General features: G+C 65.3%; 14 protein-coding genes and 1 tRNA gene. 7 read left to right on the forward strand and 8 right to left on the reverse strand.

What is annotated here, in order from left to right; translation table 11 throughout:
- Window positions 1-31: 31 nt before the first annotated feature.
- The 6 genes from ACX9OW_RS03555 to ACX9OW_RS03580 form a co-directional block, all read right to left on the reverse strand.
- Window positions 32-2,137: a YjbH domain-containing protein gene (locus tag ACX9OW_RS03555; protein WP_459061944.1), complete on the reverse strand. Its 2,106-nt coding sequence runs from the start codon at window positions 2,135-2,137 to the stop codon at window positions 32-34.
- Window positions 2,138-2,220: 83 nt separating this feature from the next.
- Entirely contained in the window at window positions 2,221-2,901 is a 681-nt protein-coding gene (locus ACX9OW_RS03560; RefSeq protein ID WP_459061945.1) for a capsule biosynthesis GfcC family protein, read from the reverse strand.
- Between the two features lie 77 nt (window positions 2,902-2,978).
- Window positions 2,979-3,605, reverse strand: a complete 627-nt coding sequence (locus ACX9OW_RS03565; RefSeq protein ID WP_459061946.1) for a YjbF family lipoprotein — start codon at window positions 3,603-3,605, stop codon at window positions 2,979-2,981.
- A 64-nt stretch (window positions 3,606-3,669) separates the two neighbouring features.
- On the reverse strand, window positions 3,670-4,818 hold the full coding sequence (locus ACX9OW_RS03570) for a polysaccharide biosynthesis/export family protein (RefSeq protein WP_459061947.1): 1,149 nt from the start codon (window positions 4,816-4,818) through the stop codon (window positions 3,670-3,672).
- 35 nt (window positions 4,819-4,853) lie between these two features.
- On the reverse strand, window positions 4,854-5,186 hold the full coding sequence (locus ACX9OW_RS03575; RefSeq protein ID WP_053516758.1) for a hypothetical protein: 333 nt from the start codon (window positions 5,184-5,186) through the stop codon (window positions 4,854-4,856).
- A gap of 77 nt (window positions 5,187-5,263) precedes the next feature.
- A complete protein-coding gene (locus ACX9OW_RS03580; protein ID WP_180875943.1) occupies window positions 5,264-5,866 on the reverse strand; it encodes a phosphatase PAP2 family protein in 603 nt (200 codons plus the stop codon).
- A 109-nt stretch (window positions 5,867-5,975) separates the two neighbouring features.
- Between ACX9OW_RS03580 and ACX9OW_RS03585 the strand changes: the two genes are divergently transcribed.
- From ACX9OW_RS03585 to ACX9OW_RS03595, 3 genes are all read left to right on the forward strand, one after another.
- A tRNA-Arg gene (locus tag ACX9OW_RS03585) sits at window positions 5,976-6,052 on the forward strand.
- A gap of 886 nt (window positions 6,053-6,938) precedes the next feature.
- A complete protein-coding gene (locus ACX9OW_RS03590) occupies window positions 6,939-7,121 on the forward strand; it encodes a hypothetical protein (protein ID WP_053516755.1) in 183 nt (60 codons plus the stop codon).
- 132 nt (window positions 7,122-7,253) lie between these two features.
- A complete protein-coding gene (locus ACX9OW_RS03595) occupies window positions 7,254-7,388 on the forward strand; it encodes a hypothetical protein (protein WP_258012811.1) in 135 nt (44 codons plus the stop codon).
- 15 nt (window positions 7,389-7,403) lie between these two features.
- On the opposite strand, the gene ACX9OW_RS03600 is transcribed toward ACX9OW_RS03595, so the two are convergent.
- A complete protein-coding gene (locus ACX9OW_RS03600; RefSeq protein ID WP_053516753.1) occupies window positions 7,404-7,763 on the reverse strand; it encodes a response regulator in 360 nt (119 codons plus the stop codon).
- Window positions 7,760-8,914, reverse strand: a complete 1,155-nt coding sequence (locus ACX9OW_RS03605) for a two-component system sensor histidine kinase NtrB (protein ID WP_193396309.1) — start codon at window positions 8,912-8,914, stop codon at window positions 7,760-7,762. Before ACX9OW_RS03605 ends, ACX9OW_RS03600 begins: the two co-directional genes overlap by 4 nt.
- 152 nt (window positions 8,915-9,066) lie before the next feature.
- Here ACX9OW_RS03605 and ACX9OW_RS03610 point away from each other — a divergent pair, with 152 nt between their 5' ends.
- The 4 genes from ACX9OW_RS03610 to ACX9OW_RS03625 are packed head-to-tail and all read left to right on the forward strand — an operon-like array spanning window position 9,067 to window position 14,688.
- Complete coding sequence (locus ACX9OW_RS03610; protein WP_459061948.1) at window positions 9,067-12,168, forward strand: response regulator; 3,102 nt, start codon at window positions 9,067-9,069, stop codon at window positions 12,166-12,168.
- The gene (locus ACX9OW_RS03615; protein WP_340044748.1) at window positions 12,165-12,989 is read left to right on the forward strand and encodes a CheR family methyltransferase; all 825 of its coding nucleotides are present in this window, start codon (window positions 12,165-12,167) and stop codon (window positions 12,987-12,989) included. Before ACX9OW_RS03610 ends, ACX9OW_RS03615 begins: the two co-directional genes overlap by 4 nt.
- Window positions 12,989-13,564 carry a chemotaxis protein CheB gene (locus ACX9OW_RS03620; RefSeq protein ID WP_053516743.1) on the forward strand — a complete coding sequence of 192 codons (576 nt, stop codon included), beginning with the start codon at window positions 12,989-12,991 and terminating at the stop codon, window positions 13,562-13,564. Before ACX9OW_RS03615 ends, ACX9OW_RS03620 begins: the two co-directional genes overlap by 1 nt.
- The gene (locus ACX9OW_RS03625) at window positions 13,561-14,688 is read left to right on the forward strand and encodes a hybrid sensor histidine kinase/response regulator (RefSeq protein ID WP_180875945.1); all 1,128 of its coding nucleotides are present in this window, start codon (window positions 13,561-13,563) and stop codon (window positions 14,686-14,688) included. Before ACX9OW_RS03620 ends, ACX9OW_RS03625 begins: the two co-directional genes overlap by 4 nt.
- Window positions 14,689-14,717: the final 29 nt, after the last annotated feature.

The following is a 14,717-nucleotide window of genomic DNA, read 5'->3' on the forward strand; positions in this document are numbered from 1 at the left end:
GCCTTTGGCCGCCCTGCTGCGTTCCGGCAGGTCAATCGTCGATCGAGCGGATGTTGTCGTAGAAGAATCGCTCGTCGCGATCGCCGGTGATGTTGTACAGCGAATATTTGCGGCTGAGCATGGCGCCACCGTCGCGGATCAGGGGATTCCAGTTGAACGCGGCTCGTCCGCGTGTCGACCGTGGCAGGAATCCGTCCAGCGGGACGCTTATGTAGATTCCCTTGTCGAAACTGCCTTCGCCGAAATCGCGTGCGGAAACGTTGGTCTTCGTTGCATAGGCACCCATCGTGACGCCATTGTCGAAGACGCGGGCGACGTCCAGGGTTGCGCCCCTGTCCCCGGCCAGATACTGGCCGACGGACAGCGAGCCGACGATGCGCTCGCGGGCGTCGAAACTGTAGTAGAAGGTGGCGTGCCCGGTCGTGACCTTGTAGTCGCGTAGATCCCAGCGCTGATCGAAGCCGCGTTGCTGCACGCGATTCAGGTTCGCGCTGACGGCCCATCGCTCACCGCCAGGACGATACAGCAGTTCACCGCCTACGCCGGCATACATCCACTCCAGGTAACCCGCGTACGCGATGCCATAGAGATCGCGGCCCAGACGTCCAGCCACATTGAACTGCAGATTTGGCAGCACCACATCCGAGTCCACCATGTACCTGCGCAGATCGGTGCGCACGCGCGGGAGTCGACTTGGGGCGTTGTACTTGAACTTGTCGTAATTGTTGATCAGATTGGCGCTGACGGTTCCTGTGAGCCACATGTTGGGGCGTACGAACAGGCTTCCGGAATAATTGGCGGCAATCTGGTAAAGGATGAAGCCATCCGGGCCGCCGAGATTCTGTCGGTAGCCGATGTTGAAGCCGCCACCATAGGGGCGTGTCCTGGGTTCATACAACGTCTGGCGAGTGACGTCGTCGGGAGACTGCACCTCGGTGCTGCGACGTAGCACGTCCTCGCTGACCCGACCATCCAGATAGCCCACGAGGGCACTGCGGGAGACGGACGTGTCCACGATGGGCATTCCCAGTCGCGTTGTCCGCAGCGTGAACCACTCGTACTCATCGCCCGTCGCATTGGCCAGGATGCGGCCGGCGCGTCCCAGGCCCTTGGCGTTGTGGAGGTATCGGTTCTGGTAGCCGTCCACGTAGAGCTCATCGCCGCGACGGGAGATGCGCTCGACCCGGAAGCCTGCATTCCGGGTGAGGTCGGCGCTGATGGCAGCCCAGTCCGGGCCGCCTTCTGCTGTCGTGGCGCCGGCGTCGGGCGCTGCGGTCGCCGCAACCGCGGCTGCCTGCGGGTCGCGAGGCACGATCCGTTGTGGCGGGGGATCGAAAGGCTTGGGCGCAGACACGGCATGGCCGGGATTGCCGCGCCAGGTCAGCGAGAACATCGCCGCGTCACCGCGTTCCCACGCGGCGGTGAGTTCCACGTTGCGGTTGGGAACGTAGACCAGCCCCACGTTGATGGGGGTGCGCTGTTCCAGATTGTTCCCGCGCGGCTCACGGCGGTAGTCGTTACCGTCGTACTCGACCTTGACCAGCAGCGAATCCAGCGGCGTCTGATAGGTGATGCCGCCAAAGACGCCGACCGGGCCCTTGAACATGTTGTCCAGACCAAAGCGACCGGCGTCGTTGATGTTGCTGCCCGCGATGGGGCGTCGATTCTTGAATCGATCGTCGATCGCTCCCAGCGGATTGGCGAAATCGCCGCGGTTGCCGATGTAGCCGGTCGCAAGGCCGATGGAGGCGTCGATGGGCCCCAGATTCTTGCTGGCAACCAGATATTCGCTGGAGAAGAAGCCGGTACCACCGAGGTCGCGTACACCGAAGGCAAGCTCCGGCAGCCATCGTGACTCCTGCCAGAGCCTCAGCTTGAAGTCGATCGATTTGTCCTTGTAGTTCTGGTCTCCCGCGATGTTCGGACCATAGCGGATGTTGGACACGTTGATGTAGCGGAACGTGCTCTCAAGCCAGGGGAACGGTTGCAGCGTGAGGTTGTAGCGGCTGTACGGGGAATTGTGCGAGGCCGTGAAGCTGAGGTCGCCGTCGGGCGCCATGCGTGCCGTCGGTGTCTGCAGGAGGCCGATGCCGCCCCATTCGTTGGCGGTCGGCGGAGGGGCTTCCTGGGCCTGCAACGCGGCACTCAGTGACAGGGCAAGCGCGGTCAGCGCAAAGCGGGCTGGGCGCGGCACGCGTGCACGCTGGGGAATGTCGGTCATTACGGGCTGACAGGCTGGGTGGCGATGAAGGTGGCAAGATCGTTGTTGAATGCCGGGTCGATGGATTTCAGCACCGATTCGCGCAACGGAACATAGATCGAACCGCCAGGGGCGACCGCCTGGGGATCCGCGCGGTTCCAGAGTGCAATGCCCTGTTGCTGAACCCGGCCATCGGGTTGCACGATGTAGAGCGAGTCGGGATCGGCGGCCGCGCTGGGTGGGCAGTCACGCAGATAGTCCCGCGCATCGCGCTGCGGGGAGTGGTGGACAGTGCAGCTGGTTCGGACCGCGCCGAGGACCGTGATGTGATCAGGTCGGACGGGAATGCGGAGTACATCGCCGGCCATGAGCACCGGATTGCTCTGCGGCTGCACCTGCATCAGGCGTGGCGAGATCACCGTCGGTACACGTCCGGTTGCAGCGTGCGCCTGCACCCATTGCTGGAGGGCCGCCGCGGTTTCGACGACGGCCGGATCCGCGTTGAGCTGAAGCTGCGTCAGGCCATGCAGGATTCCGGCACGCAGTCGGACCTGTTCAACGAGCGCCTGGCGGCGAAGATAGCTGCTGCCGAGCAGATAGGCGTCGGCGGCAGGCTGGGCTTGGACAACCGCATCGGCCAGTCGCCGCTCCGGCTGGATGGCCTGGTCACCGGGATGGGCGACCGCACCCTCGACGCGCACGGTAGACGGTGCCTGCGCCAAGCACAGTGACGGTAGTGCCGACAGAATCAGGCAGAGAATTCGAGTGTTCATGCCTGTCATCCCTTCGGGGCACGGTAGGGCTTGAGCTGGGTGAGTTCCACGACGTACCCGGGGGCAAGATGCTGCCGGCTCTTCCAGATGAATCCGGTCGCCGGGTCCGCCCAGTAGATGTTCTGCGTGTCCATTCCGCCGCCCTGGAGATGCTCGACGAATCGCTGCAGGGTGCGGGTGCGGCCGAGAATCCTGACCTCCTCGGTGGCGCCGGGTGTCAGCGTGCCGGTGACGACAACGCCGAGCTGATACGACGACATCCAGTCGTATTGGCGTTGCACCTGTGCCGGTCCGCTTAACGACGTCAGGCGGTCGAAGGGGGACGCGCCGATGATCCGCGTCTGCAACTGACGTCCCAGCCCGCTTGAGCCCAGCAGCACGCCGTTGCCGTCCAGCTCGATCACGGCATGCGTGCCGGCGTACCACTGCTGCCGGCCACCATCAACGTAGCCAAGAACGGCCACCGCGGTCAGGTCCCGTGTCTGGACCAGCACCTGCGGGAAGCGATTTGCCGCCACGGTAGCGGGGCTGACCTCAACGGGCTTGTGCAGCAACAGCCGGAAGCTGTCCGCCGTTGCCCGGCTGCCGGTGGTGCAACCGGCAAGCACGAGCGCCACGGCGATCAACGCCATGCGCAATAGACGGCCTGAAGTGCGTCGGAATGAACGCACCGAGGCTGCTCCCGTGCGCGCCATGTCAGTTGTCCCTGACTTCGGTTCCGGTGCGCGCGGCCGTGTAGAGGATATTGGTGAAGGGCAGCAGCTGGTTGACGAAGCGGTTCCAGCGGCTCACACCTGCGGCGCCGACAAACACCACGTCCCCGGGCTGCAGCTTGAACTGGCTGCCGACGGCAAATGCTGTTGGTGAGCGTGCTTCCAGCTGATAGATCACCGAAGGCTCCTGCTGCAGATCGGTGCTGCCGCGGATGACGTACACCGCATTGCCATTGGCCGTCTGCTGCAGCAGCCCGCGTGCACGACCGAGCGCCTGGTTCAATGTGACGTCGCCAGTCCGGAAGCTGTACGCGCCTGGCAGGTTGACCTCGCCAACGACGAAGACCTCCTTGCGATCCAGATAGGGGATATAAATTGAATCGCCATCCTTCAGGAACAGCTGGCGCCCACCATGTTCCTTGGCCAGACTTTCAAGGTTGATGGTGTAGCTCACTCCGTCGCGGCTGAACTGGATGCCCGAGAGATCCGCCTGGGCTGCGTTCAGTCCGGCCTGGCTGATGGCATCGGTCAGGGTAAGCGGCGAGGTACCGAGTGGGACGGGCGAGGACCGCTCGGCCGCGCCGGTGACCCACACCCGCTGGCTGCCGTAGTTGAGGACCGACACATCCACCTGCGGCGATTCCACGTACTGCGCGAGGCGCCGGCTGATTTCCTCACGGATCTCAGACGGGGTCTTGCCCGCCGCCTTGACCTTCCCGATGTAGGGGTAGAACAGCGTGCCATCGCTCTGCACCAGACGACCGGCGAGCGCGCCCTGTTGTTGGGAGCCGGCGGGTACGGTGAGTTCAGGGTGATCCCAGACCGTCACGTAGAGGATGTCACCGATGCCGACCTGGTAAGGGGAAGGCTGGTAATCGAAAAGCTCGGCAGGAAGCGTCTGTTCGTTGCGAGCTGCATGCTCCTGGGCGATCAGCTTGGAGGTAATGGTGACGATTTCCAGTCGGCCATCGTCGCTGCTCTGCGAAGTGACATCACTTCGGCGCAGGTGCTGACCTGGCGCGAATGCGCAGCCGGAAACGGCCAGCACAGTGAGTGCAGTGGCGAGAATACGGAGAGGCTTCATGTTCATGTGGTGGGTTTCCGACAGGCATAAAAAACCCCCGCCGTGCATTGCCCGGCGAGGGCTTGCTCGAACAGCAGGGCGAATCAGCCGCCGGTGCCGCCGGTCCCGCCAGTGCCACCCGTACCGCCGGTGCCTGGGCCGCCCGGACCCGGACCACCGGGTTCGCCGCCACCATTGTCGTCGCTGCCGCTGCTGCTGTCGCCACCGATGCTGTAAGCCACAGCTGCGGCTGCAATGCCGACTACAGTGGTGCCGAAAATGGCAGCGTTCGAATAGCCAGCGGCTTCAGCGCCGGCGGTCACTTCGGCAGCCGGAGTCTCGGCGTCAGTGGTTGCCTGCGCGTCCTGCGCGAAGGCCATCATCGGGGAGGCGGAGAATGCCGCCAGGGCCAGAACGGCGATCGTCTTCTTGAACATGGGAGAGGCACCTACTCCGTTAGGGAAAATTTCACCCCAATCTTGCGGCGGAAGGCCCGCAGTGTCAAGCGCCGGGTTCAGTTCCCGAGGTCATGCCGCTCATGCGTGCTGCTTCGCCCCGACAGCAGCTTGGCGGCGTCCCTGATGAGATCGTGTGTCCGAAGATCCGAAATGGCCGCCGGAACCACCAGCCCCGTCACGCAGGCCAGCAACAGCACCCGGACTTTCGGCCGCGAGTGGGCGACCGATGTCCCCAGCACCGCGCAGCTTGCAGCCAGGCCCAGAGCCAGGCCGGAGATGACCTCCGATGTCGAGTGTGCCTGAACAGGCAGTCGTGAATACGCGATTGCACCGGCCAGCAGAGAGCCTGCAGCGAACCAGCGGAGGTCCCTGCGTTCGCCAGTGCTCACCGTCAGCCATAGAGCCACCGGGTACACCACGCTGGACATGGCGGCGTGCCCGGAAATGCCGGTGAAGTCCAGACGCTGAATGCCCAGCCCCCAGCCCATGAACGCCAGCTTGGAGGCCAAGGTCAGTCCGGCGGTCACGGCGATGGCGACGGCCCAGCGTCGCCTCAAGGACGATTCGCTTCGCGGCAATGCCAGCAGCAGCACCATGGCCATGGGCAGCAGCCAGCGGCTGTCGCCCAAATTGGAGAGGAAAAGCCAGAACTCGGACATCCGGTGGGACTGATGTGGGGGCGGCCAGCATACCTGCCGCCGATGGCGCGGCGATCGTCGGTGGCTTGGTCCATTCAGCTGGACGCGGTATGCTTTACCGCTTGCGCAAGGCCCCGTAGCTCAGCTGGATAGAGCGTCCCCCTCCTAAGGGGAAGGTCGCCCGTTCGAATCGGGCCGGGGTCACCATCGGTCAATTGCCCGCAGATGATCAGGCGGGTACCGCTTCTGCTTGCGGCGTGCTGTCTTCGCTGCGGCGTGCTTGCCACCCGCCACAGTGCGTTGGAAAAGGGCGTGCGGCGGCCTGGTCTGCCTTCCGCCAGGCTCACCTAGGGGCGATCCAGGTCCTCTGGCAACAGGCCAGCGAGTGCGAGTATTCGATCGTGCCTGATCTGCTGCACCCAGTGGCCCCAGGCATCCGCCGCCGTCAAGACATCGATCGAGCCGCAGGCGGGACACCTCAGTTGCACACCCCCGTGCACATCGGTGAGCCCGCACCCATGCGACATCCGTGATTCGTCCCCACATGACTTGCACTTGGCCTGCACGGAATCCAGCCGTTCGATGGTGGCATCCAGGCGCAGCAAAGGGCGGATCCGCAGGATCCGGAATGCAACAGGAGTGGTCATGTGTCTTGCCGGTCAGGGGCTGGACACGGAGGCGAGGAATTTCGCGCCGAAGAGAAGCCGAATGCAGTGACCATACAGCATGAACTGTTAAGACTCTCGTTCTTGACAGCCCTTATCTCGTTCTGGTGAGGGCCGAGGGTTCGCGAGAGGGGCGGGGAGCCTGAACATCCAGTCAGGTAAGCAAGCCGTTTTCACACAAGGCTAACTGCTCAGCGCCCAGTTTCACTGCAGCGTGACGGGTCGGCAGGGGGACTCGTGGCAGGCCTTGAGCCTGCCGTGCGCAGCGCTTCCCCCATGACCAGCAGGATCCGAATGAATCGCAATGCCGTGACGTCCGTTGGCGTCGGACCGGGCGCCGTCCCCCTGTGCTGCCGGGTGGGCCATGCCGTCTTCCCTGGACGCGCACGCCGCCCCGCCTTCCCGATCATCCCCCCGGCGGCCGGGTGATGGGGCGTTTCCAGTACGCCTTCCGCAAGGCGCGGGGCTGGCAGGCCTCCCTGGTCGCCGCCGCGTGGGCAGCGCTGCGCTATACCGTGAGCGGGGATACCGGCTACTTCCGTTCCCACGGCGGCTGGCGAAGATCACGGATCAGCCGGAAACCGGGCGAGGCCGACTCTCTGGATGACTGAGTCCGCGGGTGATTCTTGCCGGAAACGCATAGCAGTCTGCGGGCTGCATGGGTTTGCCGGGCCTACAGTGGCCCCCAATGCCGGGAGGGGTACCCGGCCACCTGCACGCCTTCGGTCCAGACGGGAGTCGCCATGCACCTGCTGATCGCCCTTGGCAAAGTGGCCGCGGTGTTCGCCTGCGTGCTCGGAATTCTTGAAATCTGCAGCCGGGTTCACCGTCGGCGCAGGGGCCGCAGCAGGCGTGCGGACAGGGAAAAACTCCCCTGACGCACTTGACGAGGCTCAGTCCTGCCTGAGCAGCTCCACCAGTTGCCGCAGCCGATACGGTTTGGGCAGGAACTCGACCTGTTCGGGCAGGGGAGGCAGCTGCGAACGCGCATAGCCGGAGGAGAGGATCATGCGGGCGTGCGGCTGGTCGCGCGCGACGTGTTCGCTCAGTTCAATGCCGGACATGCCATTGGGCATGCTGACGTCGCTGAACACCACGTCGAAGCGGGTATCGCCGCGTAGCAGGGCCACTGCTTCATGACCGTCGGCCGTGGTCGCCACGTCGATGCCGAAATCGCGCAGGGCCAGCCCTATCATTTCGCGCAGGTCGGTCTGGTCCTCCACCATCAGCACGCGGATCGGATCATCGGTCATGGGGCGGGTTCCTCTAGTGCGGGTAACAGCAGGCTGACTGTGGTGCCTACGCCTGGCGTGGTGGAGACATCGACGAAGCCGCCGCTCTGGGTGGTGAATCCGAACACCTGGCTCAGGCCCAGTCCGCTGCCTTTGCCGATGTCCTTGGTGGTGAAGAAAGGCTCTGTCGCGCGTTCCGCCACATCGACGGGCATGCCACGCCCCTGGTCACGCACGCTCACCGTCACGTATCGGCGCTGCTGGCCAGCCTCTCCATCCGGATCAAGGCGATGCTCCAGTGCGGTGGCGATCAGCACGTGGCCGCCATCGGCCGTGGCTTCGACAGCGTTCGCGACCAGGTTCGCCAGGGCGGTCTGCAGCTGCAGCGCGTCGGTGCACACCGGCGGCAGATCGTGAGCCAGTTCCGTGCCCAGCAGTGTACCCGAGGCATGCGCGCGCCGCAGGCCCGGCAAGGACTCGACGATCAGTTCGTTGACGTCCACCGGTTCACGGATCAGGGTCTGCCCGGTGCTGAAGGCAAGCAACTGGCGGGTCAACAATGCGCCGCGGTCGGTCGCCGTCTGTGCAGTGGAAAGCAGTTCGTGGGCCCGCGGATCACTGCCCACGCGCAGCGCCAGCAGATCCAGTGCGTTGCCGATGGTGGTCAACAGATTGTTGAATTCATGCGAGAGCCCACGACTCAGCCGGCCGACCGTCTCGAACTGCTGGGTCTGCCGGAGTGCACGCTGTGCGTCACGCAGCAGGCGCTGCGCCTGCCATTGTTCGGTGATGTCGCGGGTAATCTTGACGTAGCCGAGCAGTTCGCCGTTCTCCAGCACCGGCTCGATCACGATGCTGGCGCGGAACGAGGCGCCGTCGCGACGGACGCGCCAGCCTTCGGCGGAGCAATGACCCTGCTGCGCGGCCAGCCGGAGCAGCCGCTGCGGCTCGCCGGCGTCGCGGTCTGCTGGCAGGTAGAAGCGTCCGAAGTGGGTCCCGATGACTTCGTCGGCTGCATACCCCTTGATGCGTTCGGCCCCGGGGTTCCAGCTGCAGACGATGCCCTCGGGATCGAGCAGATACAGCGCATGGTCCCGCACGCTGTCTATCAGCAGGCGCAGCTGTTGGGAAGTGTCCGTCAGAGCGGACCTCGTAGAAGCGGGTGCGTCCACGTGGAAATGAGCATTACCCCTGTGAGGGCCGGAAAGCTAGGCACTGCAGTGTGAAGGATGTGTGCAGGGATTGCCCGTGCCATTGGTCGTATGCGGCTGAATACGACACGGGGTACCATCACGCACTTCTCTGCCTTCTGGAATCGCCCCGTATGCGTCCCGGTGCAACCTCGCGCGACCGCTGGATATGGATGACTGCCGCCGCATTGCTGGCCGCAACCATCGCACTGGAACTTGTCGTGCCTCTGGGTTATGCGGTGTGGCTGGCCTACTTCCTGGCCGTTGGCGTGACGGTGTTCCAGCGGAGTGCGCGCGCACCGTTCGTGGTCGCGGTGCTGGCCTGCGCGCTGCTGATGGTGGGCTATAACATTGCCCCGGCAAGCACGAATTCGGCGTTCTCGCTGGTGAACCGCACCATCGGCGGTGCGGCCTTCCTGATGATCGCGCTGATCGTGTCCCGCGCCATCCAGGCGCGCCGGCAGGCCATGCGCGCCCTGTGGCTGCAGGAGGCGGAGAACGCCGTGGCCATGAGCCTGCGGGGAGACCTGGGGCCGGAGCAGATCGCCGAGGCGGCGGCGACCAGCCTGGCCTCGCAGCTGCAGGCCGATGTCGGCGCCGTGTACCGGCTTGAGGGCGGCCGCCTGCAATTGACGGGCGGACTGGCGTTGCCGGCCGGCATGCCGGCGTCGCTGGCACTGCAGGAGGGGCTGGCCGGACAGGTCGCGCGCGACCTGCGCACCCGCCACCTGCAGGGCGATGAGGCCTCGGTACTTGAACTCCAGAGCAGCCTCGGGCGGGTTCCGGTGCGTGAGCGGATCCTTGCACCGATCACCAGTGACGGTGCCGTGGTCGGCATCGTCGAGCTGGGTCGATCCAGCGTCGGCGAACAGCGTGATCTGGACCGCGAACTGCTGGAGCGCTGTGGCGACACCATCGGCATGGCCCTGCGGGCGTCGCTGCTGCGCGCGCAGCTGGTCGTGCTGCTGGAGGAGTCGCAGCGCCAGGGAGAGGAGCTGCAGGCCCAGCAGGAAGAACTGCGCGTGGCCAACGAGGAGCTTGAAGAGCAGAGCCGCAGCCTGCTGCAGTCGCAGACCCATCTGGAACAGCAGCAGGCCGAACTGGAGCAGAGCAACGTACAGCTTGAGGAGCGCACGCACGAGCTGGAGGCGCAGAAGCAGGCCCTGCTGGTTGCGCAGAGCCAGCTGGTGCGCAACAGCAACGAGCTGGCGGCGACGTCGCGCTACAAGTCCGAGTTCCTGGCCAACATGTCGCACGAGCTGCGTACGCCGCTGAACAGCTCGTTGATCCTGGCCAAGCTGCTGGCCGACAACAAGGACGGTACGCTCACCGAAGAGCAGGTGAAGTACGCACGGGCAATCCTGTCGTCGAACAACGATCTGCTGGCGCTGATCAATGACATTCTCGACCTGTCGCGCATCGAAGCCGGGCATGTCGAACTGAGCGATGAAGTGGTCGCGGTCGACAGCGCGCTGCAGCGGCTGCGCGAGACCTTCGATCCGATCGCGCGGCAGAAGGGGCTTGCCCTGGAGATCAGCGCCGATGCGCTGGCGCCGGGTCAGCTGGTGGTGGACAGCCAGCGCCTGCAGCAGATTCTGAAGAACCTTCTGGCCAATGCACTGAAGTTCACCGAGCACGGCAAGGTCAGCCTGCAGGTGCGTCCCGGCGGCAGTGGCCGCATCCGCTTCGAGGTCTGTGATACGGGCATCGGCATCGCACGCGAGCAGTTGCAGGTGATCTTCGAGGCTTTCCGCCAGGCTGATGGCAGCACCCGCCGGCGCTATGGCGGCACCGGGTTGGGCCTGTCGATCTCGCGCGACCTGGCTGCCCGCATGGGCGGCGAAATCCAGGTGGACAGCGAACCGGGGCGTGGCAGCTGCTTCGTGCTGGAGCTTCCACTGCAGGGCGCCCCCGTGTCCGCGCCGGAGCCGGGAGCGGAGGCCGCGCGCGTGGCCACTCCGGCAGCGCGTCCGGTGGTTGCACAGATGGCGCCGACTGCGCCTGCGCCCCCGCCCGCAGCTGCCACACACGTTCCAGATGATCGTGGCCGGCGGCAGCGCATGGGACGCCTGATCCTGGCGGTGGAGGACGACGTGGCATTCGCCGAAGCGCTGGTGATGCTGGCGCATGAACTGGACTTCGACTGCGTGGTTGCCGGCACGGCAGAGGAAGCGCTGGCGCTGGCTGCCGAACTACGGCCGAACGGCATCCTGCTCGACATCGGCCTGCCCGACGTGTCAGGTCTGAGCGTGCTGGAGCGTCTGAAGCGCAACCCGGACACGCGGCACATCCCCGTGCACGTGGTCTCGGCGATGGACCGCAGCCAAGTGGCCCGTGAGCTGGGCGCGATCGGCTATGCGATCAAGCCGACCACGCGCGAGCGGCTGGCGGCGGCCATCGAGCAGCTCGAGCAGACCAGCCAACGCGATGTCAGGCGCCTGCTGATCGTCGAGGATGACAGCGAGCTGAGGCGCAACCTGGAGCTGCTGCTGGGGCGTGATCAACTGCAGATCGTCGCCGTCGGCACACTGGCCGCAGCGCTGGAGCAGCTCAGCAGTGTCACGTTCGACTGCATGGTGATGGATCTTTCCCTGCCGGACGGCAGCGGTTACGACCTGCTTGAACACATGGCCGGCAATGATGACGTCGGCTTCCCGCCGGTGATCGTCTACACCGGACGTGCGCTCAGCCGCGAGGAAGAACAACGGCTGCGTCGTTATTCCAAGAGCATCATCATCAAGGGTGCGCGCTCTCCCGAGCGCCTGCTGGACGAGGTCACCCTGTTCCTGCACAGCGTGGAGGCGAGCCTGCCCACCGATCAGCAGCGCCTGCTGCGCGAGGCGCGCCGGCGCGACACCATCCTTGATGGGCGCACCGTACTGCTGGCCGAGGATGATGTGCGCAACATCTTCGCGCTGTCGAGCGTGCTCGAGCCGCTGGGTGTCAACCTCGAGATCGCGCGCAACGGCCAGGAGGCGGTCGATCGGCTGGCGCAGCGCGAGGTGGACCTGGTGCTGATGGACATCATGATGCCGGAGAAGGATGGTCTGACGGCGATGCGCGAGATCCGTGCGCAGCGCCACCTGCAGGATCTCCCGATCATCGCGTTGACCGCAAAGGCCATGCCCGATGACCGCGAGCGTTGCCTGCAGGCCGGCGCCAACGACTACATCGCCAAGCCGATCGATGTCGACAAGCTGGTTTCGCTGTGCCGGGTGTGGTGCTCGCGTCAATGAACGAGCAGGCCTTGTTCGACCTGGAGCTGAAGGTGCTGCTGGAGGCGATCTATCAGCGCTACCACTACGACTTCCGCAGCTACGCGGTGTCGTCGCTGCGACGGCGCATGCGTCAGGCCATGCAGCGCTACGAGTGCGAGAAGCTGTCGGACCTGCAGCATCGCCTGCTCCACGAGCCGGAGCTTTTCACGCAGGCGATGCAGTTCTTCACCGTGCAGGTCTCGGAAATGTTCCGGGACCCGGCATATTTCCGCACCCTGCGCGAGCAGGTGGTGCCGGTGCTGCGCACCTATCCTTCGGTGAAGCTGTGGGTGGCGGGCTGCAGCACGGGCGAGGAGGTGTGGTCGTTGGCGGTGCTGCTGCACGAAGAAGGGCTGCTGGAGCGCAGCATCGTCTATGCCACCGATATCAATCCCGGGGCCCTGGTGACCGCCGAGGCCGGCGCATACCCGATCGATCGCCTGGCGCAGTTCAGCCGCAATTATCTGGCGGCGGGGGGCAGGGCGTCGTTGTCGGACTACTATTCGACGGCGTATGACGGGGCCGTGTTCGACCGTCACCTGCGACGCAACATCATGTTCGCCGACCACAGCCTGGCGACGGACACGGTGTTCTCCGAGGTGCACATGGTGTCGTGCCGGAATGTGCTGATCTATTTCAACCGGGACCTGCAGGACCGGGCCGTGGGGTTGTTCCGGGAAGCGCTCGTGCATCGTGGCTTCCTCGGCCTGGGAAGCAAGGAGTCGCTGCAGTTCGGTTGCCATCACGACGCGTTCGACGTGTGTTCGCGCGAACATCGGCTGTACCGGAAGGTCGCCTGATGAATGACGCCGGTCTGCCGGAGGTGATGGTGGTCGGTGCATCCGCTGGCGGGGTCGCTGCCCTGCAGGCCATCGTGCAGGCGCTGCCGGCGGGCCTGTCGGTGCCGGTGCTGGTGGTTCTGCATGTGCCCCGTGACCGCAACAGCCGCATCGTCGAGGTGCTGGCGCCGCATTGCGCGGTGCCGGTGCGCGAGGCGGAGGACAAGCAGCCGATAGAGCGCGGTACGGTGACGTTTGCGCCGCCGGACTATCACCTGCTGGTGGAAGACCGGTCCTCGGTTGCCCTGTCGATCGATCCCCCTGTGCTGTATTCGCGTCCGGCCATCGACCCCCTGTTTGAATCGGCCGCGGCGGTGTTTGGTCCGCGCGTGCTGGCACTGCTGCTGACCGGCGCCAGCAGTGATGGCTCCGAGGGCGTGGCGGCAGTGCGCGAGGCGGGAGGTCGCGCCTGGCTGCAATGCCCCGAAGAGGCCGAAGCTTCGATGATGCCGGCCTCGGCCCTGCAGCATGCCGGCGCCGATGCGGTGCTGCCCCTTGAACTGATGTGTCGCCGCTTGAAGGAGTTGTTTTCATGAACCTGTTGCCACCGGACCCTGCGCAGTCCCAGGCCCCGGTCAACCTGTTGATCGTCGATGACGTTGCACAGAACCTGGTGGCCATGCAGGCACTGCTGCAGCGCGAGGGCGTCAACCTGCTGCTGGCCAGCTCCGGCGCCCAGGCGCTCGAACTGCTGCTCGAGCACGAGGTGGCGCTGGCGCTGCTGGATGTGCACATGCCCGAGATCGACGGCTTCACGCTGGCGGAACTGATGCGGGGCTCGCTGCGCAGCCGCGACGTGCCGATCATCTTCCTCACCGCGTCGCCGGATGATCCGGTGCGCGCGTTCAAGGGATACGAAACCGGCGCGGTGGATTTCCTGCACAAGCCGGTGGCGCCGCAGGTGATCCTCGGAAAGGTCAATGTGTTCATCGAGCTGTACCAGCAGCGGCAGCTGCTGAAGGTGCGCAACGAAGCCCTGGAGCGCGCGCTGAAGTTGAACGAGACCATGGCCGCGGTGCTTACCCACGACCTGCGGACGCCGCTGTCAGCCATCCTGCTCTGCGCGGACAAGCTCAGCCTGGAACTGCCTGCGGGCAATTCCGCTGCACAGCAGACATTGCAGCACCTGGAAGCAAGCACGCTGCGCATGGCACGGATGGTCGAGCAGCTGCTGGACTTCTCGCGCATCCGCAGCGGCGGCCTGCGATTGCAGACCACGACCTGCGACCTCGACGCCCTGGCCCGCGCGGTCATTGCGGAGGCGGGCAGTGCCCACGGACTCGAGCGGATCCGCTTCCAGGCGCAGGGCGATACCGTCCTGCAGGGCGACATGGACCGGTTGGGGCAGGTCGCATCGAACCTGATCGGCAATGCACTGACGCATGCCGGCGAAGCACATGTCCAACTGGACGGGCGTGACCCGCAGCGGGTGGTGCTGCGGGTCAGCAATGCCGGCCACATCGACGCGGCGCTGCTGCCGCGGCTGTTCGAGCCCTTCAAGGCCAGCTTCCACCAGAGCAAGGGCCTCGGCCTGGGGCTGTACATCGTCGATCAGTTCGTGCGCGCTCACGGCGGTCGATTGACCGCGCGCAACGACGCAGGGCAGGTCGTGCTGGAGGCAGCACTGCCACGGCGCTGCGGTGGGCCGGACATGGCCTGAATCTGAATTCTTCAGGAAGCGGGGCGCGC

The organism is Stenotrophomonas genospecies 5, from assembly GCF_054473825.1.